At 60.4% G+C, this 21,779-nt stretch carries 18 protein-coding genes and 1 tRNA gene; 9 read left to right on the forward strand and 10 right to left on the reverse strand.

All coding sequences use genetic code 11. The annotated features are described in order from the left end of the window. Positions 1–59: 59 nt before the first annotated feature. Positions 60–740, reverse strand: coding sequence for a hypothetical protein (locus tag QMK33_RS08215; protein ID WP_283564090.1), 681 nt, complete (start codon positions 738–740; stop codon positions 60–62). A gap of 268 nt (positions 741–1,008) precedes the next feature. Between QMK33_RS08215 and metG the strand changes: the two genes are divergently transcribed. Then, a complete protein-coding gene (gene metG, locus QMK33_RS08220; RefSeq protein WP_283564091.1) occupies positions 1,009–3,051 on the forward strand; it encodes a methionine--tRNA ligase in 2,043 nt (680 codons plus the stop codon). 157 nt (positions 3,052–3,208) lie between these two features. Here the strand turns inward: metG and pth are convergent, their stop codons facing one another. The 5 genes from pth to QMK33_RS08245 all read right to left on the reverse strand — a co-directional run bounded on the left by pth (position 3,209) and on the right by QMK33_RS08245 (position 6,729). Further along, the gene (gene pth / locus QMK33_RS08225; protein WP_283564092.1) at positions 3,209–3,775 is read right to left on the reverse strand and encodes an aminoacyl-tRNA hydrolase; all 567 of its coding nucleotides are present in this window, start codon (positions 3,773–3,775) and stop codon (positions 3,209–3,211) included. 208 nt (positions 3,776–3,983) lie between these two features. Then, on the reverse strand, positions 3,984–4,556 hold the full coding sequence (locus tag QMK33_RS08230) for a 50S ribosomal protein L25/general stress protein Ctc (protein WP_283564093.1): 573 nt from the start codon (positions 4,554–4,556) through the stop codon (positions 3,984–3,986). 161 nt (positions 4,557–4,717) lie between these two features. Next, entirely contained in the window at positions 4,718–5,155 is a 438-nt protein-coding gene (locus QMK33_RS08235) for a hypothetical protein (protein WP_283564094.1), read from the reverse strand. A 57-nt stretch (positions 5,156–5,212) separates the two neighbouring features. Next, positions 5,213–6,142, reverse strand: a complete 930-nt coding sequence (locus tag QMK33_RS08240; protein ID WP_283564095.1) for a ribose-phosphate pyrophosphokinase — start codon at positions 6,140–6,142, stop codon at positions 5,213–5,215. Positions 6,143–6,656: 514 nt separating this feature from the next. Continuing rightward, positions 6,657–6,729, reverse strand: a tRNA-Gln gene (locus tag QMK33_RS08245). 231 nt (positions 6,730–6,960) lie between these two features. Between QMK33_RS08245 and atpD the strand changes: the two genes are divergently transcribed. From atpD to QMK33_RS08275, 6 genes are all read left to right on the forward strand, one after another. Beyond that, positions 6,961–8,463, forward strand: a complete 1,503-nt coding sequence (atpD, locus tag QMK33_RS08250) for a F0F1 ATP synthase subunit beta (protein WP_283564096.1) — start codon at positions 6,961–6,963, stop codon at positions 8,461–8,463. Between the two features lie 100 nt (positions 8,464–8,563). After that, positions 8,564–8,806 (forward strand): ATP synthase F1 subunit epsilon, encoded by a 243-nt coding sequence (gene atpC / locus QMK33_RS08255; protein WP_283564097.1) that lies wholly within the window; start codon positions 8,564–8,566, stop codon positions 8,804–8,806. A 170-nt stretch (positions 8,807–8,976) separates the two neighbouring features. Further along, complete coding sequence (locus tag QMK33_RS08260) at positions 8,977–10,098, forward strand: AI-2E family transporter (protein WP_283564098.1); 1,122 nt, start codon at positions 8,977–8,979, stop codon at positions 10,096–10,098. Positions 10,099–10,249: 151 nt separating this feature from the next. Further along, positions 10,250–11,398 (forward strand): trans-sulfuration enzyme family protein, encoded by a 1,149-nt coding sequence (locus QMK33_RS08265; protein WP_283564099.1) that lies wholly within the window; start codon positions 10,250–10,252, stop codon positions 11,396–11,398. Positions 11,399–11,626: 228 nt separating this feature from the next. Then, positions 11,627–12,322: a membrane-associated protein gene (locus QMK33_RS08270; RefSeq protein WP_283564100.1), complete on the forward strand. Its 696-nt coding sequence runs from the start codon at positions 11,627–11,629 to the stop codon at positions 12,320–12,322. A gap of 771 nt (positions 12,323–13,093) precedes the next feature. Beyond that, positions 13,094–14,413, forward strand: coding sequence for a leucine-rich repeat-containing protein kinase family protein (locus QMK33_RS08275; protein WP_283564101.1), 1,320 nt, complete (start codon positions 13,094–13,096; stop codon positions 14,411–14,413). A gap of 24 nt (positions 14,414–14,437) precedes the next feature. Here QMK33_RS08275 and QMK33_RS08280 read toward each other — a convergent pair whose 3' ends face one another. Further along, positions 14,438–15,481 carry a two-component regulator propeller domain-containing protein gene (locus QMK33_RS08280; protein WP_283564102.1) on the reverse strand — a complete coding sequence of 348 codons (1,044 nt, stop codon included), beginning with the start codon at positions 15,479–15,481 and terminating at the stop codon, positions 14,438–14,440. A 202-nt stretch (positions 15,482–15,683) separates the two neighbouring features. Between QMK33_RS08280 and QMK33_RS08285 the strand changes: the two genes are divergently transcribed. Beyond that, positions 15,684–17,759, forward strand: a complete 2,076-nt coding sequence (locus QMK33_RS08285; protein WP_283564103.1) for an alkaline phosphatase — start codon at positions 15,684–15,686, stop codon at positions 17,757–17,759. Positions 17,760–17,861: 102 nt separating this feature from the next. Here the strand turns inward: QMK33_RS08285 and QMK33_RS08290 are convergent, their stop codons facing one another. The 3 genes from QMK33_RS08290 to QMK33_RS08300 all read right to left on the reverse strand — a co-directional run bounded on the left by QMK33_RS08290 (position 17,862) and on the right by QMK33_RS08300 (position 21,124). Then, a complete protein-coding gene (locus QMK33_RS08290; RefSeq protein WP_283564104.1) occupies positions 17,862–18,998 on the reverse strand; it encodes a DegT/DnrJ/EryC1/StrS family aminotransferase in 1,137 nt (378 codons plus the stop codon). A gap of 71 nt (positions 18,999–19,069) precedes the next feature. Then, positions 19,070–19,771: an acetyltransferase gene (locus QMK33_RS08295; protein WP_283564105.1), complete on the reverse strand. Its 702-nt coding sequence runs from the start codon at positions 19,769–19,771 to the stop codon at positions 19,070–19,072. Between the two features lie 36 nt (positions 19,772–19,807). Further along, positions 19,808–21,124, reverse strand: a complete 1,317-nt coding sequence (locus QMK33_RS08300) for an ammonium transporter (protein ID WP_283564107.1) — start codon at positions 21,122–21,124, stop codon at positions 19,808–19,810. Between the two features lie 233 nt (positions 21,125–21,357). Here QMK33_RS08300 and QMK33_RS08305 point away from each other — a divergent pair, with 233 nt between their 5' ends. Continuing rightward, positions 21,358–21,606: a hypothetical protein gene (locus QMK33_RS08305; protein ID WP_283564108.1), complete on the forward strand. Its 249-nt coding sequence runs from the start codon at positions 21,358–21,360 to the stop codon at positions 21,604–21,606. Positions 21,607–21,779 lie beyond the last annotated feature (173 nt).

The raw sequence follows: 21,779 nt of genomic DNA on the forward strand, positions 1-21,779 counted from the left end.
GGCCAATTGGCCCCAACCCCCTCTTTTAACTTGTAATCAACTTGTAATCAAGCGGTTGTCTAGACGTTGTCTACGGCTACGCTGTCGTTGCTGGTGCCTACGGGCGTGCTCAGGTCGGGGGTAGCGTCAATTCCCTTCGACGCTGCCTGGCTTTTGGGGCGGCCGGGGCCGCGGCTCGTGGCGGGGGCTGCCCTGGTGGCTTTGGCGGTGCTGCCTACGGGGCGGCCGGCGCCTTTTTTGGGAGCGGTGGCGGCAGCCGGCTTGGCGGTGCTGGTTTTGCTGGCGGCCTGCTTCCTGGGTGGGCTGGCCGCGGCAGTGGCGGGGTTGTCGGTATCCTCTTCGGTGGCGGTGGGCGCGGGCAGGTTGATGTCGGTGGTGCGGCCGGGGGCAATGGAGTCGTAGTGGCGTACTATCGTGTGCAGCGCCTGCTCAAACATGCGCTCGGTGTCTACGTCGAGGCGGCGGGTGGCATCCTTCACCACTTCTTTCAGCTTGGCTTTCGTTTCTTTGCGAATGCGGGCCACTACCTCGCTCATGCGCGTATCCAATTCCTTTTGCAGCTGCTTGGCCGCCGATTTAAGGGTTTGTTTCTGGCTGGCCTTTTTCTCGGCGCGGTCGTCGGTTAGCGACTTGGTGGCGCGCTGGCCGGCTTTATCCGCTTTGCGCTGCGCTTTTTCCTCGGTGGTGCGTTTGGCAGGGGCGGCTTTTGCCGGGGCTTCTGCGCTGGTTTTCTTGGCCATGAGTACGAAAAGGGTTTTGGAAAGGAAAAGAGAAATTAATTACTGCTGAGTGGCAGCGCCAAGTTGTCAAATATAAATTTAATTAATTGGCAAACGCGCTTGCAGGATTTTTGTTAGGGCTAGTTGTAGCCGTTATAAGTACAACTGCTTGCCCGCCACCGTTTTTCACTGCCGCTGCCTGAGCTAATGCACGCCAATTTACACGTATTTCCGCCGCTTTAATTAAAGTGCGCGGCACTGCCCCGCTATCGGCGGCTACTTATCCATAATGAACACACTACCAAAGCGTTATACCGTAACGGCCGCCCTGCCTTACGCCAATGGCCCCGTGCATATTGGCCACCTAGCCGGCGTTTATTTACCCGCCGATATTTACGTGCGCTACCTGCGCGCCCAAAACCGCGACGTAAAATTTATTTGCGGCTCCGATGAGCACGGCGTGCCCATTACCATTCGGGCGCAGAAGGAGGGCATTACGCCCCAGCAAGTGGTGGATAAATACCACGCGATTATCCGCGACTCGTTCCAGGATTTCAACGTGTCGTTCGACGTGTATTCGCGCACGTCTTCCGCAACGCACGCCGAGGTTTCGAGCGAGTTTTTCAAGAAATTATACGCCGATAATAAATTCATCGAGCAAACCACGCAGCAGCTCTACGATGAGCAGGCGGGCCAGTTTCTGGCCGACCGCTACGTGGTGGGCACCTGCCCCAACTGCGGCAACGAAAACGCCTACGGCGACCAGTGCGAGCGCTGCGGTAGCTCGCTCAGCCCCACCGAGTTAATTAGCCCGCGCTCCATGCTCAGCGGCAACACGCCGGTGCTGCGCGAAACCAAGCACTGGTTTTTGCCCCTCGACCAGTACGAGCCCTGGCTGCGCGAATGGATAGTGGAGGGCCACAAAAACGACTGGAAAACCAACGTCTACGGCCAGTGCAAATCCTGGATTGACCAGGGCCTGCACGCCCGCGCCGTCACCCGCGACCTCGATTGGGGCGTGCCCGTGCCGGTGCCCGGTGCCGAAGGTAAAGTACTCTACGTGTGGTTTGATGCGCCAATCGGCTACATATCAGCCACTAAGGAAGGTTTCCCCGACGAGTGGGAGAAGTACTGGAAAGACCCCGAAACCAAGCTGGTGCATTTTATCGGCAAGGATAATATCGTGTTTCACTGCATTATTTTCCCGGTCATGCTGAAGGCGCACGGCGAGTATATTTTGCCCGATAACGTGCCCGCCAACGAGTTTCTTAATCTGGAAGGCGATAAAATCAGCACTTCGCGCAACTGGGCCGTATGGCTGCACGAGTACCTGCAGGATTTCCCTGGCCAGGCTGATGTGCTGCGCTACGTGCTCTGCGCCAACGCTCCCGAAACCAAGGATAACGACTTCACCTGGAAGGACTTCCAGGCGCGCAATAATAACGAGCTGGTAGCTACGCTCGGTAATTTTGTGAACCGCGCAGCGGTACTTACTCAGAAATTCTTCGAAGGCAAAGTACCCGAACGCGGCGAACTAACCGAAATTGACGAGGAGGTTTTTCGGCAGCTGGCGGAGTTTCCGGCGCGCATCGGCGACCTCATCGAAAATTACCGTTTTCGCGATGCGTTGGCCGAATTAATGAACCTGGCTCGTCTCGGCAATAAATACCTGGCCGAGACTGAGCCCTGGAAGCTCATCAAAACCGATGCGGCGCGCACTGGCACGGTGCTGCACGTGGCCCTGCAGGTAACGGCCGCGCTGGTGCCGTTGCTCACGCCCTTCCTGCCCGAGTCGGCCGCCAAGCTAGCCGCTATGCTCAACTTCGGGCCCGGCGACTGGCAGAGCGCCGCCCGCGCCGAGCAGCTGCCGGCCGGCCACCAGTTGCAGGAGCCCGAGTTGCTATTCGCCAAAATCGACGATGCCGTGGTGCAGGCTCAAGTGCAGAAGCTCCTCGATACCAAGCAAGCCAATGCCCTGGCTACTACGCCAGTTACGGCAACCAAGGAAAACGTGAGCTTCGACGACTTCGGCAAAATGGACCTGCGCGTGGGTACCATCATTGCCGCTGAAAAAGTAGCCAAAACCAAGAAGCTTCTCAAACTCACCATTGACACCGGCCTCGACCAGCGCACCATCGTGAGCGGCATTGCCGAGTCGTTCATTCCCGAGGCGCTCATCGGCCAGCAAGCCATGGTATTGCTGAATTTAGCGCCCCGTGAAATCAAAGGAATCGAGAGCCAGGGCATGTTGCTCTTGGCTGAGAATGCCGATGGCACGCTGGCGCTCATGCAGCCCGGCAGCGCCGTGCGCAACGGTAGCAGTGTGCTGTAAATAGCAAGAAGTAAGAATCGTAAAAAGCCGGCTGGTATGCTGAGTTTACGAAGCATCCTATCGCGCCAGAACAAGTTGTTCACGCCTTATAGGATGCTTCGTAAACTCAGCATGACAGCCGGCTTTTTGAGTGATTAATAACCGCCGCGTTCTCGACTTATTTAACGTTCACACTATTCATCGCCCGCTCCAGCCCCAGCGCCCCGAAAGCCAGCACCGACTCTCCCGCCTTCTCGATGCGCAGCGGCAAATCAATGCGCTCATCAGCCGAAAACGGGTCGAGCACATAGTCAACCTGCCGGCCCTTCGGAAAATTAGCGTCCACGCCAAAGCGCAGGCGGGCGTACACGTCGTTTCCCAGCGTGGCCTGTATGTCTTTCAGCCCGTTGTGGCCACCCGCCGAGCCCTGGCCCTTCAAGCGCAGCTTGCCGAAGGGCAGCGCTAGGTCGTCGGTGACCACCAGCATCTGCTCGGGCCCTATTTTGAGGGTGCTCAGCCAGTGTGCGGCGGCCTTGCCACTGAGGTTCATGTAGGTGGTGGGTTTCACCAGCACGTAGGTATGGCCCTTGCTTTTAAATTCGGTGGTAAACGCGTGGCGACCCAGTTCAAAGCGCGGAGCCTCAAATTTAGCCGCCAGATAATCGGCTACCATAAACCCGATATTATGCCGCGTGTCGGCGTATTCGGGGCCGATGTTGCCGAGGCAAAGAATCAAGAACTTCATAAAATCGCAGATTTAAACAGATTGCGCTGATTTCACAGATTCAATTGGCGCGGGGTAGGGTATAAGCTAGGATTCCAGTAACAATCTGGAACGCTTGCAATAGACAGCAAAAAAGGTGCTCCAAACGAAGCACCTTTTTTGAGTAAATGAGCAATTAAGCTGACGACCGAATCTGTGAAATCTGCGCAATCAGCTAAATCTGCAATTATTACTTGTTGCCGGCTAGCTCGCCTTTCAGGGCGCGCGGTACCGTTACGGTAGCAATAGGAGCCTCGGCGCTGGTGAGGATGGTGTAGTTGTTGGGAACTACGGAACCTACTTTCACCGACTTGCCGAGTTCGAGGGTGCTGATGTCAACCTCCACGTAGTCGGGCAGGTTTTCTGACGAAGCCTTCACGCGCACCTTGCGGAGCTTGCTGGCCAGCTTGCCACCGGCCAGTACGCCCGGCGATACACCGATGTACTTCACGGGGATGTCCATTTTCACTTCTTTGCCATCCTCAATTTCCAGGAAGTCAACGTGCAAAAGCATTTCGTTAACGGGGTGAAACTGAGCATCCTGCACAATGGCGCGGTACATAGCACCTTCCACGTTCAGGTCCACGATGTGGGCCTCCGGGGTGTACAGCAACTCGCGGAACAAGATGGCGGGCACCGAAAAGTGCACCGTGTCTTTGCCACCGTACAGTACGCATGGCACCTGCGCATCGAGGCGTAGCGCTTTCGCGTCCGTCTTGCCGAGATTCGCTCTTTTAAACCCTACAATCTCCAGGCTTTTCATAAAAGAAGTTGATTTGGAATGAATTATCCGCCCGGCATCCTTTGCCAAACGGGCCGCAAAGGTACGAATAATGAGGAGCTATGCCAAGGATGAATACGTTTTTCGCTTAACGTAGCTTCCCGGGAACGGAATGCTGGCTATGCGCAAACCCCAAAAAGTGGCTATTGGGATGCCTTTTTTTCCTTCGTAAATAGCCCCATTTTGTCAGAATAGATGATATCATCTCCCATGAACACAAAAAAGCGATTTCCCGGGTCTTTCAAATAGAGCGTGTCGTGACGTAGCTGATAGCTATAAATATCTTTCTTCCCTTGGCTCACTGACCGCGTCCACTCCGTGCTACCCCCCAAGCTGCAATTATTAACTGATTCAGTATATAAAAACGCTTTGTTTTTTCGTAATTCAACTATTCTATTCGTATTCGTGACACAACCGCCGCCTACGTTGTTTTCGCTACAGGTGCTAGAGCCAAGAGCATCTTTGTACCTTGCTTTTAACGGCGTTTGGGCTTGGCTTTGTTCGGGCACACCAGCTAATGTAAGCGTTGCCCAAAGGCAAATTGAGGGCAGGCGATTATGAATTTTTGGACGCGAAAGCATAGTGCGTAACACCAGTGTTGGAGTTGGCTAAGAGATACTGGACACCGCAAGCCATTTTTAGCTAAATAGCGAGCTGATGCTTTCATGCGTCACCACGTTTCGAATGGCCTGCGCAAACAGTGGGGCCAACGAAATCACGCGCACCTTTTCATTTTCCTCGCGCTGCGGAATAGTATCGGTGGTAATCAGCTCGGTGAGTTGCGAGGCCCGAATGCGGGCGTGGGCCGGGCCGCTGAGCAGCGGGTGCGTAATCACGGCACGCACCGAGTTGGCGCCGCGCTCCATCACGAGGTCGGCGGCCTTGCAAATAGTGCCGGCGGTGTCCACCATGTCATCCACAAACACCACATCCATGCCCTTCACGTCGCCGATAATCTGCATGGAGGCGATTTCGTTTGCCCGCAGGCGCATTTTATCGCACACCACAATTTCGGCCCCGAATTTCTTGGCGAAGGCGCGGGTGCGCACCACGCCGCCCACATCGGGCGAGGCGAAGATGAGGTTCTCCAGGTTCAGCGACTTGATGTAGGGCGCCGTGACGGTGGCCCCGTCGAGGTGGTCAACCGGGATGTCAAAAAAGCCCTGGATTTGGCCGGCGTGCAGGTCGCAGGTCATCAGGCGGTCGGTGCCCACGCTCTGAATGATGTTGGCCACCACCTTGGCCCCGATGCTCACGCGGGGCTTGTCCTTGCGGTCCTGGCGGGCGTAGCCCATGTAGGGCATCACGATAGTGACCTTGTGGGCCGAGGCGCGCTTGCAGGCGTCCACCATCAGCATGAGCTCCATGAGGTGCTCGGAGGGCGGAAAAGTGCTTTGGATGAGGAATACCTCGCAGCCGCGCACGCTCTCGTCGAAGCTGGGGCTGAGCTCGTCGTCGGCGAAGCGCTGGAGGGTGAGGTCGCCCAGGGGCTGGCCAAAAGCGGCGGCAATTTTTTGGCCGAGCTCCTGCGAGGCGCTGCCGGCGAATAGTTTAGCGTGCGGGTCCATATCAAAGTAGGGTAAGCTTTAGCTTGCCGCCCAAGGGGGCTAAAGCCAGGGGTTACGGAATATCAGGCAAACGGCAAGCGGGCACTTACCGCATGGGCAAAGGAGAAATAAAAAGAGAAAGGCGCCGGCCCGCTCCCGAAACGGGAGAAGCCAGCGCCTTTGCTGTCGAGAAGTATTGAATTTTTCGTAGCCGGGCAGTGTGCCCGCAGCCTCGAATACGAGGCGCTCCTGGGCTGCTGCACCACCCGATACGGGGGCCGCTGAGGCCCCCGACTACTTGGGTCGGGTTCTCCTCCTGTCTGCTTCAGGTGCGGGGGCTGCTGGCTCATGCTGGCTAACGGGGCAGGGCCGCTGGCAAGCGGCGGGTTGCGGCTGCAAAGTTGCGATGCGATTGCGCAATTGCGGCGGGGGCCCGGCAACATTGCGCCGAAAAGTGGGAGCGGGGCTAAAAAGCCCCTAAAACTCAAAACGCCCCTTCTCAAAATTTGAGAAGGGGCGTTTTCGAGCTTGTTAGTTGTCCGACCAGGGCTCGAACCTGGACTCTCCTGAATCAAAATCAGACGTGTTGCCAGTTACACCATCGGACAATTTCCCGGGTTGCGATGTGCTGTTCGGGGCTGCAAAGGTACTAAAAGAATAATACTACGCAAGAGGAAGGGCAAAAAAAAATTAAAAAAGTGCGCCGGGGTGGTGTGCGGCCCCCTTTGCCGGCCGCCGGGGTGGGGGCGGCATTCACCAACGCTTCAGCTTTGAAAAGAAGGGTTTGAGGCGTACTTTTGCACCCTCAAAAGCAACTTAACTTAGTAAAACAAAACCAAATGGCGAATTCGGGCAAAATCACCCAGGTTATCGGCCCCGTGGTGGACGTAAGTTTCGCGGGCGCGGCAGACCTCCCCAACATCTTCGACGCAATGGAGGTGACTAAAGAGAACGGCCAGGTGGTAGTGCTGGAATGCCAGCAGCACCTGGGCGAGGACCGGGTGCGCACCATCGCCATGGACTCGACGGAAGGCATGACCCGTGGCGCGGAAGTACGCAGCCTGGGCCGCCCCATTACGATGCCCACCGGCGACGGCGTGAAAGGCCGCTTGTTCAACGTTATCGGTCAGGCCATTGACGGCATTCCGCAGCCGGTGACCACCGGCGGCCTGCCCATTCACCGCAACGCCCCCGCGTTTGAGGACCTGGCCACTTCTTCGGAAGTATTCTTCACCGGTATCAAAGTAATCGACCTGCTGGCTCCCTATGTAAAGGGTGGCAAGATTGGTTTGTTTGGTGGTGCCGGCGTAGGCAAAACCGTTCTGATTCAGGAGCTTATCAACAACGTGGCCAAGGCCTACTCGGGCCTGTCGGTGTTTGCCGGCGTGGGCGAGCGCACCCGTGAGGGCAACGACTTGCTGCGTGAATTCATCGAAGCCAACATCATTCGCTACGGCGAGGCCTTTAAGCACTCGATGGAAGAGGGCGGCTGGGACTTGTCGAAAGTGGACATGGCCGAGATGGAGAAGTCGCAGGCGACCCTGGTGTTTGGCCAGATGAACGAGCCTCCCGGAGCCCGGGCCCGCGTAGCCCTGTCGGGCCTCACCATTGCTGAGAGCTTCCGCGATGGCGACGGCACCGGCGCTGGCCGCGACATCCTTTTCTTTATCGACAACATCTTCCGCTTCACGCAGGCGGGTTCGGAGGTATCGGCGCTCTTGGGCCGGATGCCGTCGGCCGTAGGGTATCAGCCCACGCTGGCCACCGAGATGGGTGCCATGCAGGAGCGCATTACCTCTACCAAGCGTGGTTCAATTACTTCGGTACAAGCTGTTTACGTGCCTGCCGATGACTTGACTGACCCAGCCCCGGCCAACACGTTTGCCCACCTGGATGCCACGACGGTACTGAGCCGCAAAATCGCCGAGCTGGGTATTTATCCCGCCGTTGACCCGCTGGACTCGACCTCGCGCATTCTGGATGCAACTATCCTGGGGGCTGAGCACTACGACACTGCCCAGCGCGTGAAGGAGATTTTGCAGCGCTACAAGGAGCTGCAGGATATCATCGCCATTCTGGGTATGGATGAGCTGAGCGAAGAGGATAAGCAGACCGTGAATCGCGCCCGCCGCGTGCAGCGCTTCTTGTCGCAGCCCTTCTTCGTGGCCGAGCAGTTTACAGGCCTCAAAGGCGTGCTGGTTGACATTAAGGACACCATTAAGGGCTTCAACGAAATCATCGAAGGCAAGTACGACCACCTGCCCGAGTCGGCGTTTAACCTGGTAGGCAACATCGAAGATGCCGTGGCCAAGGGCGAGCGCCTGATGGCTGAAGCTCAGTAATTTTTTGAGTTGTTAGCTGTTGGCTACTGGCTGTTAGCTCTTTGTAAGCTGGCTGCCCGAAGCTAACAGTTAACAGCTTTCAGCTAACAGCTCAAAACAGATGCACTTAGAAATCATCACCCCCGACCGGAAAGTATACGAGGGCGAAGCAACGGCGGTGCGGTTTCCGGGCACCGATGGCTCGTTCGAAGTGCTCAACAACCACGCCCCGCTGATTGCAGCCCTCAAAGAGGGCGATATTATGGTGACGGGCGCGGGCGGCGGCACGTTTCACATTAGCGGCGGTATTGTAGAAGTACTTCGTAATCAAGTAGTTGTACTGGCTGAATCGGCTTCGGCTTAGCAGTCTGCATAGTAGAATACGGGAGCGCCCGTGCTGGCTTTGGCTGGCACGGGCGCTTGGCGTTTGGGGGCGGGGGCAGGAGGGGGGCAGTTTTGCGGTTGACTCAGCCATTTGCGGCTGGTTTTCGTTCAGGCAATATTCATCGATTTATCCGCCTTGCCCTCTGCACTATGCCGCCCCTTGCCGATACAAATATCTATTCTCCCCGCCAGCGCTTTGTGCTGCTCATTATCACGCTGATACTACTTGGGCTGCTGGCCTTTTTCGGGTTGCTGCAGTACCTGACGGCCTTTCTGGGCGCGGGTATTTTGTACGTTGTGCTGCGCCCGTGGTTTACGGCCCTGGTGCATAAGCGCAAGTGGAACCGCACGTTTGTGACGGTGCTGCTGCTGCTGTTTGCGGTGGTAGTGCTGGTTATTCCCTTCTTCGCCCTTTCGTCGCTGCTTATCGACCGCGTGGCCGAACTAGCTAAGCGCCCCGAACAGATTTTGCAGGCTGTACAAATGGTTGAGCGCAAAATGGGGATGCAGGTGACGCAGGAAAACCAGGTGCGCCAGCTGCTGCAACAGGGCGCGGCCAAGGTGACCCAGTGGATACCCACCCTGGCCAGCAGCGTGCTCAACGTTATCGTGATTGTGGGCCTGATGCTCTTTACCTTGTATTACCTCTTTATGCAGGAGGAAGAGTTTCTGGCGGGCCTGCACCGCTACCTGCCCTTCCGCGAAAAGACTACGGAGGAGTTGAGCGAGTCGCTCAAAAACAACGTGAACTCCAACGTGCTGGGCCAGGGCATTGTGGCCTTGGTGCAGGGCTTGCTAACGGGCGCTACGCTCTGGATTTTCCAAGTGCCGGACCCGTTGTTTTGGACGGTAGTGGCCTTTTTTATGGCGTTTATTCCGGTGCTGGGCACGCCACTGGTGTGGGGGCCAGCCGCGATTTATCAGTTTGCGCAGGGGCAAACCACGCAGGGTATCGGCATTCTGCTGGTAGGCTTTATTATCATCATCAACATCGACAACTTGCTGCGCATTTGGCTAGCCAAGTACCTGGGCAATATTCACCCGTGGGTAACGCTGGTGGGCCTCACGCTGGGGGTGCAGATTTTTGGCATTGTGGGGCTGGTTATTGGGCCGTTGCTGCTGTCTTACTTTATAGTGCTTATGCAGGTGTTTTCGCGCGAAAACCTGGCCTTGCAGCACCTCACACCCGATACCCTCACGGGCCAAGCCGAGCGAGTGGTGGAGGCCGAAACGGCGGAGAAAATGGCAGCCAGTGAAATCCGCCGGATGTAGGGGCGCGTCGCGCGCCCGGCGCTGGTCGCACGCGCCCGGCTCTGCAAGAACCCAGTCACAAGAGCCAACCCGCGCCCGGTTTTCGGCTTAATATTGCCTGCTGCTACGCGTGCCCACCCTTACGACCGGGCGCGTGCGACGCGCCCCTACTATGGACCTGACCCCAATTCACCCCAAAGTCACCCCGATTTACCAGACTTCGGTCTTCAAGTTCAGCTCGCTGGCTGAGCTGGAAGAATACTACACGGCCCCCGACCATGCCGGCCGCTACGGTTACTCGCGCTCCGAGCATCCCAATTCGGATGAGTTGGTGGCCGAAGTAGTGAAACTAGAAGGCGCGACCGGCGGCGTCGCCACCGGCGCTGGCCTGGCCGGGCTGCTGGCCGCCGTGCTGGCCGTGTGCCAGGCCGGCGACCACGTGCTGTGCCCCGCTGAGCTGTACGGCGGCTCGGTAATGCTGCTATCCAATGAGTTGACGCGCCTGGGCATCGAAACCAGCTACGTGCCGCTGGCCGACCTCTACGACGTGGCCAAGCACCGCCAGCCCAACACCAAGCTGGTGCTGGCCGAGGTGCTCAGCAACCCGCTATTGGTGGTGCTCGATGGCCCGCGCCTCGCCCAAGCCTGCCAGGAAGAAGGTATTTTGTTGCTGATTGATAGCTCGTTCACTTCGCCCATGCTGACCCAGCCGCTGAGCTGGGGGGCCGATATGGTGTGGCACTCAGCCACTAAGTACTTAGCCGGCCACTCCGACGTAACGGCCGGCGTGGTAGTGGCCCGCGACCCGGCCATTGCCAAAAACCTGCGCCGCCTGGCTACCAACCTGGGCCTCATGCTGGCCCCGATGGACAGCTGGCTGGCCTTGCGCGGCCTCAAAACCCTGCGCCTGCGCATGCGCCAGCACTCGGAGAATGCCATGACCGTAGCGCGTTTCCTGGCCGATAGCCCGGCCGTGGCGCAGGTTTTTTACCCGGGTTTGGAAAGCCATCCGGGGCACGAGCTGGCGGCGCACCAGCTGCTGGGTGGCCTATTTGGCGGCATGCTGAGCGTGCGGCTGGCCGACGACACGGCGGCAGCCGTGGAGGCGTTTATCCAAAAAACCAAGCTCTTTCCGCTGGCCCCGTCGCTGGCGGGCGTGGCCTCGTCGTGCTCGTACCCGGCTGCCACCTCGCACCGGGGCCTCACGCCCGCGCAGCGGGCTTCGCTGGGCATTACGCCGGGCGTGCTACGCTTGAGCGTAGGGATTGAGGAAGTGGCCGATTTGCTCGTGGATTTGGAACATGCGCTGGGCGAAGGATAGGCCGTGGGAAGCCATGTGTGCTAAGTCTAAAAGTCGGATGATTATGTAAGTAACTTGTTCATTGACAATTATTTGCTACCATGTAAGCTGTAAATAGAAAGTCTGACAAAGGGGAAAGTAAGTATCTAGGGGCAGTGGGAAGACGCTTATTTCGTAGCGCCTTCCCGCTGCCCCTACTGGCAGAGCCACTACTGGCGGCGGGGTTGGCTCCATCTTTTCCCCTTTGTTATGCTGCCTGCTTCGCCCCGCCTGCCATTGCTGCTCAAGCTTGCGCTCAGCGCTTTTTTGCTGGTTATGGTACCAGTGTACTACCGTAGCTACGGCCCTACTAACTTCCTGTATTTCTGTGATGTAGCGCTGCTGCTGGCCTTCGTCAGCGTCTGGACTGAGCGGGCCCTGCCCGCCTCGATGGCGGCGGTGGGCATCTTGGTGCCGCAGCTACTGTGGTGCCTCGATTTTGTGGCTACGCTGTTCGGCTTTCACCTGGTTGGCCTTACGGCGTACATGTTTGACCCGCAGCGGTCGCTGTTTTTGCGCGGGCTGTCGTTTTTCCACGGGTGGCTGCCGTTTTTGCTGCTCTTTCTGGTGCGGCGGCTGGGCTACGACCGCCGGGCGCTGCTGGCCTGGGCGGCCCTGGGCTGGGGCTTGTGCCTAGTAGCCTATTTCCTGCTGCCCGCCGCCGGCACCGTGCTGCCCAACCCGCAAATTCCGGTTAACATCAACTACGTTTTCGGCTTCGACGACGCCCACGCCCAAACCTGGTTACCTGGCCCAGTGTACCTGCTGGGTTGGATGCTGGCGCTGCTGGTAGTGTTTTACCTGCCTACTCACCTGGTGCTACGGCGGCTGTTTGCCCGCCCGGCAGCGCTGGTGCCACGTAATGCCGAAGCTCGGCCGCAAATAATTTTATCCGCTTATGAGTAAGCAACTTGTAATTAACTTGATGGGGCTTTGGGTACTGTGTGCGGTGCTACTTGATTTATTGGGAATACTCTATAGCACGAACCGCGTAGTAGCCAGCTAGCTGCACGTGGGAGTAGGGGCGCTGGGTGTAGCCGGCCGCCACGCGCATAGCGGTATTGCGGCTGCTGCCCTACGTGCTGTAGAAATGCCTGCTGGCGGTGGTGGGGCTGTGATGCGTATCTTTTTTTATCGGGCTATCCGGGCTTTTTACGCACGTGCCGGGGCAGTATGCCTACTCCTTTTTTCTGGATGGCGGGGCCGATACCCGGCTGCCGTGGGAAACGACGCAGGTACACTATCGGCGGAGCCAGTCACTGCTGGTAAAGCAGGGTTATTCAGCTTTCTGGCGCGATAGTGCAGACTCACGCACGGCGCGGCTCATCCCCACACGCCGTTGTTTTATTGGGTAAGTCCCTGGCCTCTTGGCGAATGGAGCCCCGCTGAAAGAACTAAGCCGGCCTAGGCAGGTTGGGTGCTGGTGGACCGAGCCATTGACTGTTTTAGCCTCGACCCGGCCGAGCAGCGCCGCCTGGATGCCAGGTGGGTCCGCGAAAAGGCCCAGGTTATGCGCGATACCCTGGAAATGGCAAAGCAATGCCCCGGCATGAGCGAAGCTGTGCGGCGCGATGCGGAAAATAACGCAGCATTGCCAGCGGCAAATAACGACCGGGAGGAGTAAGCCAAGGCAAAATCTCAGGCCCAAGCCCGCCGCCGGCCCGACCTTTGCTGGCCATGCACACCCTTGCCCAACTCCGCGCCGGCCAGCTGGCCGGTGCTCGCCGCCTCGATTTGGCGGCCGGCCTCCCCGAGTTTCCCGAAGAAATATTTGACCTCGCCGACACGCTGGAAGTCCTCAACCTGTCGGGCAACCGGCTGGCTGCGCTGCCGCCCGGCCTGGGCCGCCTGCGCAAGCTAGAGGTGCTTTTTTGCTCCGATAATCAGTTTGCGGCCGTGCCCGAGGTGCTGGGCGACTGCCCGCAGCTGAGCATGGTGGGCTTCAAGGCCAACCGCATTCGCACGCTGCCAGCGGCGGCGCTCACGCCCGCGCTGCGCTGGCTTATTCTTACTGATAATCAGCTCGAAAGCTTGCCGCCCGAAATTGGCCAGTGCCAGCAGCTGCAAAAGCTGATGCTGGCTGGTAACCAGCTCCGCAAGCTGCCCGCCGAACTGGCCCAGTGCACCAGCCTGGAGCTGCTGCGCATTGCCGCCAACCAGCTTACCGAGCTGCCGGCCTGGCTGCTGGCCATGCCGCGGCTAGCGTGGCTGGCCTACGCCGGCAACCCCTTTGGCGCGGCGGCCGAGGCGGCGGCGGTGGCGCGGCATCCCATCGGCCCCATTGCCTGGCCCGAGTTGGCAGTGGAGCAGCAGCTGGGCGAGGGCGCATCGGGCGTTATCTACCAGGCGCGCTGGCAGCGGGTTGCTAAGGAGGTGGCCATCAAGCTATTCAAAGGCGCGGTAACCAGCGATGGCTTGCCGCATAGCGAGATGGCCGCCTGCATCAGCGCGGGCCGGCATCCTAATCTTATCGCGGTAGAGGGCCAGGTAACCCAGCACCCGGCCGGGGCCGAAGGGCTGGTGCTGGAGCTGATTGCCCCAGCTTTCGGCAACCTGGCGGGGCCGCCCAGCTTGGCCACCTGCACCCGCGATGTGTACGCGCCGGGCACTACGTTTAGCTTGGCGGCGGCCCTGCGGCTGGCCCACGGCATCGCCTCGGCGGCGGCGCACCTGCATGAGCAGGGGATTCTGCACGGCGACCTATACGGCCACAATATTTTAGCCACGGCGGCCGGCGACGCCTTGCTCGGCGACTTTGGCGCGGCCAGTTTCTTTGAGCTGGCTACGCCCGCCGCAACTGGCTTGCAGCGGTTGGAAGTGCGCGCTTTCGGTTGTCTGTTGGGGGAGCTGTTGGCGCATTGCCCGGAAGGCGATGCGGCTACTCTGCACGCTTTGGCTGACTTGCAGCGGCGCTGCGTGCAGCCCGTGGTGGCTGAGCGGCCCGCGTTGGCTGAGGTAGCGCAGGAGCTAGTTAATTTATTGAAAGCTAACAGCTAACAGCTAACAGCTAACAGCTAACAATTAACGGCTAGCGGTGGTGGGGCTGTGGGCAAGCTGGTGGAGCTCCTTGGCGGTGAGCACCGTCACGGCGTCGGGGCTGACCAGCCAGAGGCGCTGCTGAGCGTCGAGGTGCAACAGCGTGGGGGTGGTGGAGCCGGCGGGGTTGGGCACGGGGCGCAGCAGCTGCTTGGTTTCGACCTGGTCGGTGGCGGGGGCGAAGCTGGCGGCGGGCTCGGTGGGCAGCAGCAGCAGGCCCATGGCGGTGGCAAACAGCCGGCCCTCGCCGCGCAGGTAGGCCACGCCAAACACCTCGTTGCCGGGCTGGCCCAGGTAGCGCACCGTGGGTAGCTCGGCCTCGGCGGCGGCGCGCTGGCCCAGGCCTTCGAATACGCAGATACCGCCCGACATGATAACCCACAGGTTACCAACGTTATCGAGAATTAGCTTCTCCACAATGTTGTCGGGGATTTCGTTGTTGGCCACGCCTTCCTCGTTGTAGCGCATCCACTCGGAGCCGCGGCGGCGGCTCAGGCCGATGTTGGTGGCCACCCACACTGAGCTGTCGGCCGTGGTCACGCCGCCGTTGATGGAGGGCGTGCGCAGCTCGGGTACCAGCGCGCCATCGGCGGCCTGCCGGAATACGCCCTGGCCATTGGCCCCCACCCACAGCGCGCCCTGCGCATCTCGGAAGAGCGCCGTGATGTTGGCTTCGGCGGCGGGGCCGGGCAGGGGCAGCGGGCGCGGCGCAAAGCGGCGCGTGCCCAGCGCCACCACGCCCTGCCGGGTGCCTAGCCACAGCACGGTATCGGCGGCGGCGGCGCACTGAACGGGGCTTGTGCTCTGGTACTTACGGATGAATTTCGACCCTTCGAGCTGCCACACGCTGTGCTCGGTAACCACTAGCGTGGCCTTGCCGGCGTGCAGCAGGGCCACCGGCTTTTCGTGGCCTGTGAGGGCGTAGCTGGGTCGGGGCCGGGCCAGCAGCGGCGTGCTGGGCGCCAGCGCAAGGGCCAGCAGCAAGCCCGCGCAAAAGGGGCGAAAAACGGGGGCTAAGCGGAAGCGCATCGGGCTGAAAAAGAAGCGAGTTAAGTAGCGGCAAAGTTAGCTTTTATCCTGGTAAGTAGCTGTTTGTGTTAATGTTATCAAATTGCATTGCGGGCAAGAGATTGATAATGAAGGAATGATTAACCGGTAACGGTGACCTCACGGCAGGCCAGCAATTTTGTGGCCGGTTACAGGTCCTCCTTTCATTTCCTAAACCAGTTTTATGAACTCAAAAATTTTACTCGCGGGCAGCCTACTGCTAGCCGCCACCACGGGCCAACGGGCGCACGCGCAGGCCGCGGCCACTAATAACAACGTCATCCTTTACATCGGCGATGGCTTTGGGCTGGCTCCCAAAACGGCCGCTCGCATGGCCATGGGCCAGGGCCGCGACGGCAAGCGCTTCACCTCCGACGCGGGCTTTCAGGTGCTGGCGCTCGATAAACTCAAGTACAACGCCACCGTTACCACGCATTCGCTCAACTCCTGGATTACCGACTCGGCCCCCGGCGCGTCGGTGTATGCCTGCGGCAAGCCTGGCAAGCAGGACAACGAGGTAATTGCCCTCAACCCCGGCTCGGGCGAGTCCATCCAGACCATTCTGGAGGCGGCCAAGAAGCAGGGCTACGCGGTGGGCCTGGTAAGCACGGCGCGCATCACGCACGCCACGCCGGCCTCGTTTGCCAGCCACATCTGGTACCGCGACCTGGAGGACTACATTTCGGCCCAGTATATTGCCTCGACGCAGACGCAGTACGAGGCCATTTTCAACGCCAGCCCCACGGCTTCGTACCGCTACACCGCCGCCCGCGACTGGGTGCTGCCCGCCCCCAAAGTAGGCGTGGAGCTCGATGTGATGCTCGGCGGCGGGGCCCGGCACTTCCTGCCCCGCAACGCGGCCAGCCAGTACAAGGCGGTGGTCAATGCCGCTGACGCCCCCATTACCAACGCGGCTGGCACGGCCGTAACGCTCGGTGGCACCCGCGCCGACGACGTGGACCTGGTGAAATACGCCGTGGAGCAGCGCGACTACAACTACGTGAACAGCCGCGACGCGCTGCTTAGCGTCAGCACCAACATTGCGCAGTATGGCGTGGGCGGCAAAAAGCTGCTGGGCCTGTTCAATGCCAGCCACGCCAGCTACGAGCAGGACCGCCAGACCAGCGCTGCCTGGGAGCCCTCGCTGGCCGATATGACGCGCATCGCCATCCAGGTATTGCAGGCTAAGAGCAACAGCAAGGGTTTTTTCCTGATGGTGGAGGCCGGCCGCATCGACCACCTGGAGCACTCCAATACCGGCGGTATTTCGGTGGTAGCGGGCGCGGGCGCCACCAACCAGTACGTGGTGGACGCCGACCGCCCCACCTACGTGGGCACCGGCGATGCCGGCCCCTCGGCCACGCTCACCACGGCCCGCACCAGCAGCGTGTACGGCTCCGACTACATGATTAAGGAGGTGATGGCCTTCGACTACGCCGTGGCCGAAGGGCGGGCGCTGCTGGCCTCGCCGGCCAATGGTAAAACGCTCATCTTCAGTACTTCCGACCATGAGTGCGGCGGCTTTGCCGTAACTGGCCTGCACGACGAGGCCGACGCCGCCCGCAACAGCACCAAAATCCGCACTTACTCCGGCCAGATTGGCAAGTCGGTAGCTGCTGAGGCTGGCTACGCCACGCCCACCAACCTGGTGCGCGGCGACGGTGGGGCCAACGGCTGGTTTCCGGACTACGTCCTGAACACCTTCCAGGGCAAAGACTACCCGCAGCCCGCCTCGGCCACCGGCCGCCGCATTGTGGTAGCCTACGCCTCCAACCCCCTCACCAACGGCAACGGCGCTAACCAAAGCGGCGCGGTGGGCAACCACACCCCACAAGACGTGTGGGTGGCCGCCGAAGACAACACCGACACGCACGCCAAGCAGCTCACCGGCCGCGGCCTGCTCGACAACACGGCCATCACCCCGCTCATGGCCGATTTTATGAACCTCTCGCTGTTTGCATCCACGCTCAGCGTGCGCGGCGGCAACGCCCCGCAGGCCCCGCTCGATGGCTTTCAGCTCAGCCCGGTGCCGTTCGAGAGCCAGTTTCAGGTGAGCTTTACGCTGCCTACCGCCGGCCCCGTTACCGTGGAGCTGTTCAACGAAATGGGCCAGAAAGTGCAGACCATAGAAGCCGGCAAGTCGTTTGCGCCCGGCGCGCACGTGCTTGCGGTGGATGGCTCGCGCCTGAAAAACGGTCTTTATGTAGCTACCGTGACTATGGGTGGCCAGGTAGTTTCCAAGAAGACTATTAAGCTGTAAACGTGTAGGGTGAGCTTCAGCTTGCCGCGTTGCCGCGGGTGTAGGGTAAGCTTCGGCTTGCCGTGTTGGCGGCTGCGGCGCGGCCACGCAGCAAGCTAAAGCTTACCCTACTTGCATTGCCTCGCGTACGGACTTGACCACGCGGCGCAACTCCTCGTCGCCCATGGCGGTGCCGCTGGGTAGGCACAGGCCGCGGGCAAAAAAGTCGGCGCACACCGCGCCGCCATACATGGGCGCGTCGGCAAAAAGTGGCTGCAAGTGCATGGGTTTCCAGAGCGGGCGGCTCTCGATGTTGCGCGTTTCGAGGTGCAGGCGCAGGGTTTCGGGCGTGGTCGCTGTCTCGGCTGGGTCGAGGAGTAGGGTGGTGAGCCAGCGGTTGGCGCGGCTGCCGGCGGGTTCGGTAGCGGGGGCCAGCGCCAGGCCGGGCAGGCCAGCCAGGTGCTCGCGGTACCAGTCGAAAATCTCGCGGCGGCGCTTCACGCGGTCGGCTAGTAGCTCCATTTGGCCCCGGCCGATGCCGGCCAATAGGTTGGATAACCGATAGTTGAAGCCTATTTCGGAATGCTGGTAGTGCGGGGCCGCCTCCTTGGCCTGGGTGGCCAGGAAGCGCGCCCGCTCGGCCAGTTCGCGGCTGTGGGTCACGAGCGCGCCGCCGCCGCTGGTGGTCAGTATTTTATTGCCATTAAACGAGAACACGCCCACCTGCCCGAAGCTGCCCAGCGGCTGCTGCTGCCAGCTGGCCCCCAGCGCCTCGGCGGCATCTTCCAGAATGGGAATCTCAAACTCGGTGGCAATAGCCAGAATTTCAGTGAGTTGGGCCGGCATGCCGTAGAGGTGCACCAGCAGCAGGGCCTTAGGCTTTTTGCCGAGCCTGATGCGGTCCTCAATGGCTTCGCGCAGGCGCTGGGGGCAGATGTTCCAGGTAATGGGCTCGCTATCAACGAATACGGGGCTGGCCCCGCAGTACAGAATAGCGTTGGCCGTAGCCACGAACGTGAACGAGGGGCACAGCACCTCATCGCCCGGCCCCACACCCAGCAGCAGCAGCCCCAGGTGCAAGGCGGCGGTGCCCGAGTTGAGAGCCACGCAGTAGGGCACGCCCACGGCCGCGCAAATGTCGGCCTCGAAGCCATCGAGATTGGGGCCGATGGGCGCTACCCAATTGTCTTCCACCGCTTTATGCAGGTAGTTGAGTTCGTGACGGCCCAGGTGCGGCGGCGAAAGGTAGATGCGGTCCAACGTGATAAGTAATTAGTAATGAGCAGTGAACAGGGAGCGCTAAATAGAGGAGCTGGCAAATTGCTCCTTGTTCACTGCTCATTGCCAATTGCCCTCGCGGGTACGCCCACGGCGGTGCAGCCGGCGGGCAGGTCGCGCACTACCACGGCGCCCGCCCCCACGGTGGTGGCGGCCCCAATGCGGATTTGGTGGATAATGGTGGCGTTGGTGCCCAGGTACACGCCCGCCGCCAGGTGGGCCGCGCCGCCCACGTTGGCGTGGGGCATCAGCGAGCAAAAGTCTTCTAGCACAACATCATGGCCCACGGTGCAGCCGAGGTTGAGCAGTACGAAGCGACCCAGCGTAATATCACAGGTGAGAATGCAGCCGCGCTGGATGAGGCAGCCCGCGCCCAGCGCCACGCGCTGCCCGGCTAGCAGCGCCACCTGCGGGTGCACCAGCGCCGGGAACCAGAGTCGGGGCGAGGTGAGCCGGGCTACCACGGCGGCGCGGCCGGCGCTGCTGCCCACGGCTACCGCCACGGCCAGCCGTGCCGGGGCGGCGTTGAGGTCGGCCACGGTGCCGAGGTAGGGGAGGCCGCCCACGGTGGGCGCGGCGGGGGCGCGGTCGTCGTAGAAGCCGCGTAGCTCCCAGCTAGCGCCGGCCGCTACGAGCTGCGCCACGAGGAGGGCTATTTCGCGGCCCAGGCCGCCCGCCCCCACAATAACGAGGGGCTGGGGCGTAGCGATACGGGTAGGGTCGGGGTCGTATTCCGAGAAAAATAATTGCGTCATGGGGGGCGGCGCGCCGGGCGCACTGCCGGGCAAGTATTAGGCAGCCAGCATGGTTTCGCCGTGCTGGCTGGTGTCGAGGCCGTGAATTTCGTTCTCGGCGTTTACCCGAATGGGCACGATAAAGTTAGTGACCCGGTACAAAACCCAGGAGCCGCCGAACGTGAACACGCCCACTACCAGCAGTGTGAGCAGGTGGTAATAGAGCAGCGTGGGCCCACCGCCCGTGAACAAGCCGCCCTTTTGGGCAAAAAGCGCGGTGGCCAGCATGCCCACGATGCCGCCCACGCCGTGGCACGGAAACACGTCGAGCGTGTCATCAAGCGTAGTGCGATTCTTCAAAATAACGGCCCCGAAGCTCACGCCCGACGCCAGAATACCGATGGCAATGGCTGGCCCGTAGGCCACGAAACCCGCCGCCGGCGTAATGGCCACCAGGCCCACCACCGCGCCCACGGCCGCACCCATGGCCGAGGGCCGCTGCCCGCGGGCGGCTTCCAGCACCATCCAGGTGAGCATGGCGGCGGCCGAGGCAAAGTGCGTGGTTACGAAGGCTTGCACCGCCTGGGCATTGGCCCCCATGGCCGAGCCGGCATTGAAGCCAAACCAGCCGAACCACAGCAGGCCGGTGCCCAGAATAACGAACGGAATATTGACCGGCGCGTGGGCGTGGCCATCGAGGTGCGAGCGGCGGCGGCCAATGGCCAGTGCCCCCGCCAGCGCCGCAAAGCCGGCCGAAATATGCACCACCGTGCCGCCCGCAAAGTCGAGCACGCCCCACTGGGCCAAAAAGCCGCTGGGGTGCCAGGCCCAGTGCGCCAACGGGCAGTAAATGAGCAAGCTAAAGAGGCAGATAAAAATCAGGTAGCCCCAAAACCGGATGCGCTCGGCAAAGCCGCCCGTGATGAGGGCCGGCGTAATAATGGCAAACTTGAGCTGAAACGCCGCAAACAGCACCAGCGGCAGCCCGGCCCCCAGCGTGGGGTGCGGGGCCGTGCCCACGTTGTTGAACATAAAAAACGTGCGCGGGTCGCCGATTACCCCCCCAATGTCGTCGCCAAAGGCCAGCGAAAAGCCCACCACGTACCACAGCAACGAGATGACGCCCAGTGAGATAAAGCTCTGGAGCATGGTGGAGATTATATTGCCCCGGTTGACCATGCCGCCGTAAAAAAAGGCCAGGCCCGGCGTCATCAGCAGCACCAGCGCCGTCGAAACCAGCATCCAGGCGATATCAGCGGCCTTCAGCGCATCGGTGGCGGCATCGGGATGGTGGTGGGGCAAAAAGGCGGCCGCCAGGGCCAGTGCGGCGAGCACTGCCAACGCAGGGCGGGCGAGTAGTTGTTTGCGAGACATAATCAGTAAACTAACGAAATGGCCTGCGCGAAGATAGGGAATTTCGTTAATTTGTATTGATTGCTATCAAAAAGGCCTTTAAAAATGGGTATGTCAGGGCTAATTCGTATAAGAAAAAGACATATGCCCCTTTTTTATGAACAGCTTATTTATTTCCCGGCACAACCCTGCCGGGCCTAGTGAGGTATGCAACTAGCAAGCGTATGTTCACCCAATGGCATCTTGATTTCTTTATGACACACAAAAAAAAGTGGCTGCTGCTGGCCCCCAGTGGGCTCCTGCTCATTGGCGCGGGGGCGTGCCTCGTCGGGTGGGCCAATACTCTTAAAACGCGGGGCGGCCCGCCAGCCAAGTGGATAGCGGCCGGCACCGTTGCGCTGGCCACGCTCAACGCCGGCGTGAGCGTAGTGGGCCAGAGCGTGATTGAAAGGGTGCTGCACGAATTGCGCGAGCAGCCCGTTGCCAAGCAGGCGGCCAAGTAGCTACCTGCCCGGGCACCCGAGCATAAAAAAAAGCCCTGGCCGAAGCCTTGTCCTTACCCAAATCTTAAAAAGCGCTGGCCGGTAGGTCGGCGCTTTTTTTGGGCGTTAATCGGCTAGCAGTTGCGCGGCCATCTGGACGCCTTCCACGAGCAGGCGCAGGCTGCGTCGACCGA

The organism is Hymenobacter sp. H14-R3 (assembly GCF_030063445.1).
GTDB lineage: Bacteria > Bacteroidota > Bacteroidia > Cytophagales > Hymenobacteraceae > Hymenobacter.

Bases quoted from the DNA above. Each gene is read 5' to 3' on its own strand.
- QMK33_RS08215 (WP_283564090.1), bottom strand. From the start codon at position 740: ATGGCCAAGAAAACCAGCGCAGAAGCCCCGGCAAAAGCCGCCCCTGCC.
- metG (WP_283564091.1), top strand. From the start codon at position 1,009: ATGAACACACTACCAAAGCGTTATACCGTAACGGCCGCCCTGCCTTAC.
- pth (WP_283564092.1), bottom strand. From the start codon at position 3,775: ATGAAGTTCTTGATTCTTTGCCTCGGCAACATCGGCCCCGAATACGCC.
- QMK33_RS08230 (WP_283564093.1), bottom strand. From the start codon at position 4,556: ATGAAAAGCCTGGAGATTGTAGGGTTTAAAAGAGCGAATCTCGGCAAG.
- QMK33_RS08235 (WP_283564094.1), bottom strand. From the start codon at position 5,155: ATGCTTTCGCGTCCAAAAATTCATAATCGCCTGCCCTCAATTTGCCTT.
- QMK33_RS08240 (WP_283564095.1), bottom strand. From the start codon at position 6,142: ATGGACCCGCACGCTAAACTATTCGCCGGCAGCGCCTCGCAGGAGCTC.
- atpD (WP_283564096.1), top strand. From the start codon at position 6,961: ATGGCGAATTCGGGCAAAATCACCCAGGTTATCGGCCCCGTGGTGGAC.
- atpC (WP_283564097.1), top strand. From the start codon at position 8,564: ATGCACTTAGAAATCATCACCCCCGACCGGAAAGTATACGAGGGCGAA.
- QMK33_RS08260 (WP_283564098.1), top strand. From the start codon at position 8,977: ATGCCGCCCCTTGCCGATACAAATATCTATTCTCCCCGCCAGCGCTTT.
- QMK33_RS08265 (WP_283564099.1), top strand. From the start codon at position 10,250: ATGGACCTGACCCCAATTCACCCCAAAGTCACCCCGATTTACCAGACT.
- QMK33_RS08270 (WP_283564100.1), top strand. From the start codon at position 11,627: ATGCTGCCTGCTTCGCCCCGCCTGCCATTGCTGCTCAAGCTTGCGCTC.
- QMK33_RS08275 (WP_283564101.1), top strand. From the start codon at position 13,094: ATGCACACCCTTGCCCAACTCCGCGCCGGCCAGCTGGCCGGTGCTCGC.
- QMK33_RS08280 (WP_283564102.1), bottom strand. From the start codon at position 15,481: ATGCGCTTCCGCTTAGCCCCCGTTTTTCGCCCCTTTTGCGCGGGCTTG.
- QMK33_RS08285 (WP_283564103.1), top strand. From the start codon at position 15,684: ATGAACTCAAAAATTTTACTCGCGGGCAGCCTACTGCTAGCCGCCACC.
- QMK33_RS08295 (WP_283564105.1), bottom strand. From the start codon at position 19,771: ATGACGCAATTATTTTTCTCGGAATACGACCCCGACCCTACCCGTATC.
- QMK33_RS08300 (WP_283564107.1), bottom strand. From the start codon at position 21,124: ATGTCTCGCAAACAACTACTCGCCCGCCCTGCGTTGGCAGTGCTCGCC.
- QMK33_RS08305 (WP_283564108.1), top strand. From the start codon at position 21,358: ATGACACACAAAAAAAAGTGGCTGCTGCTGGCCCCCAGTGGGCTCCTG.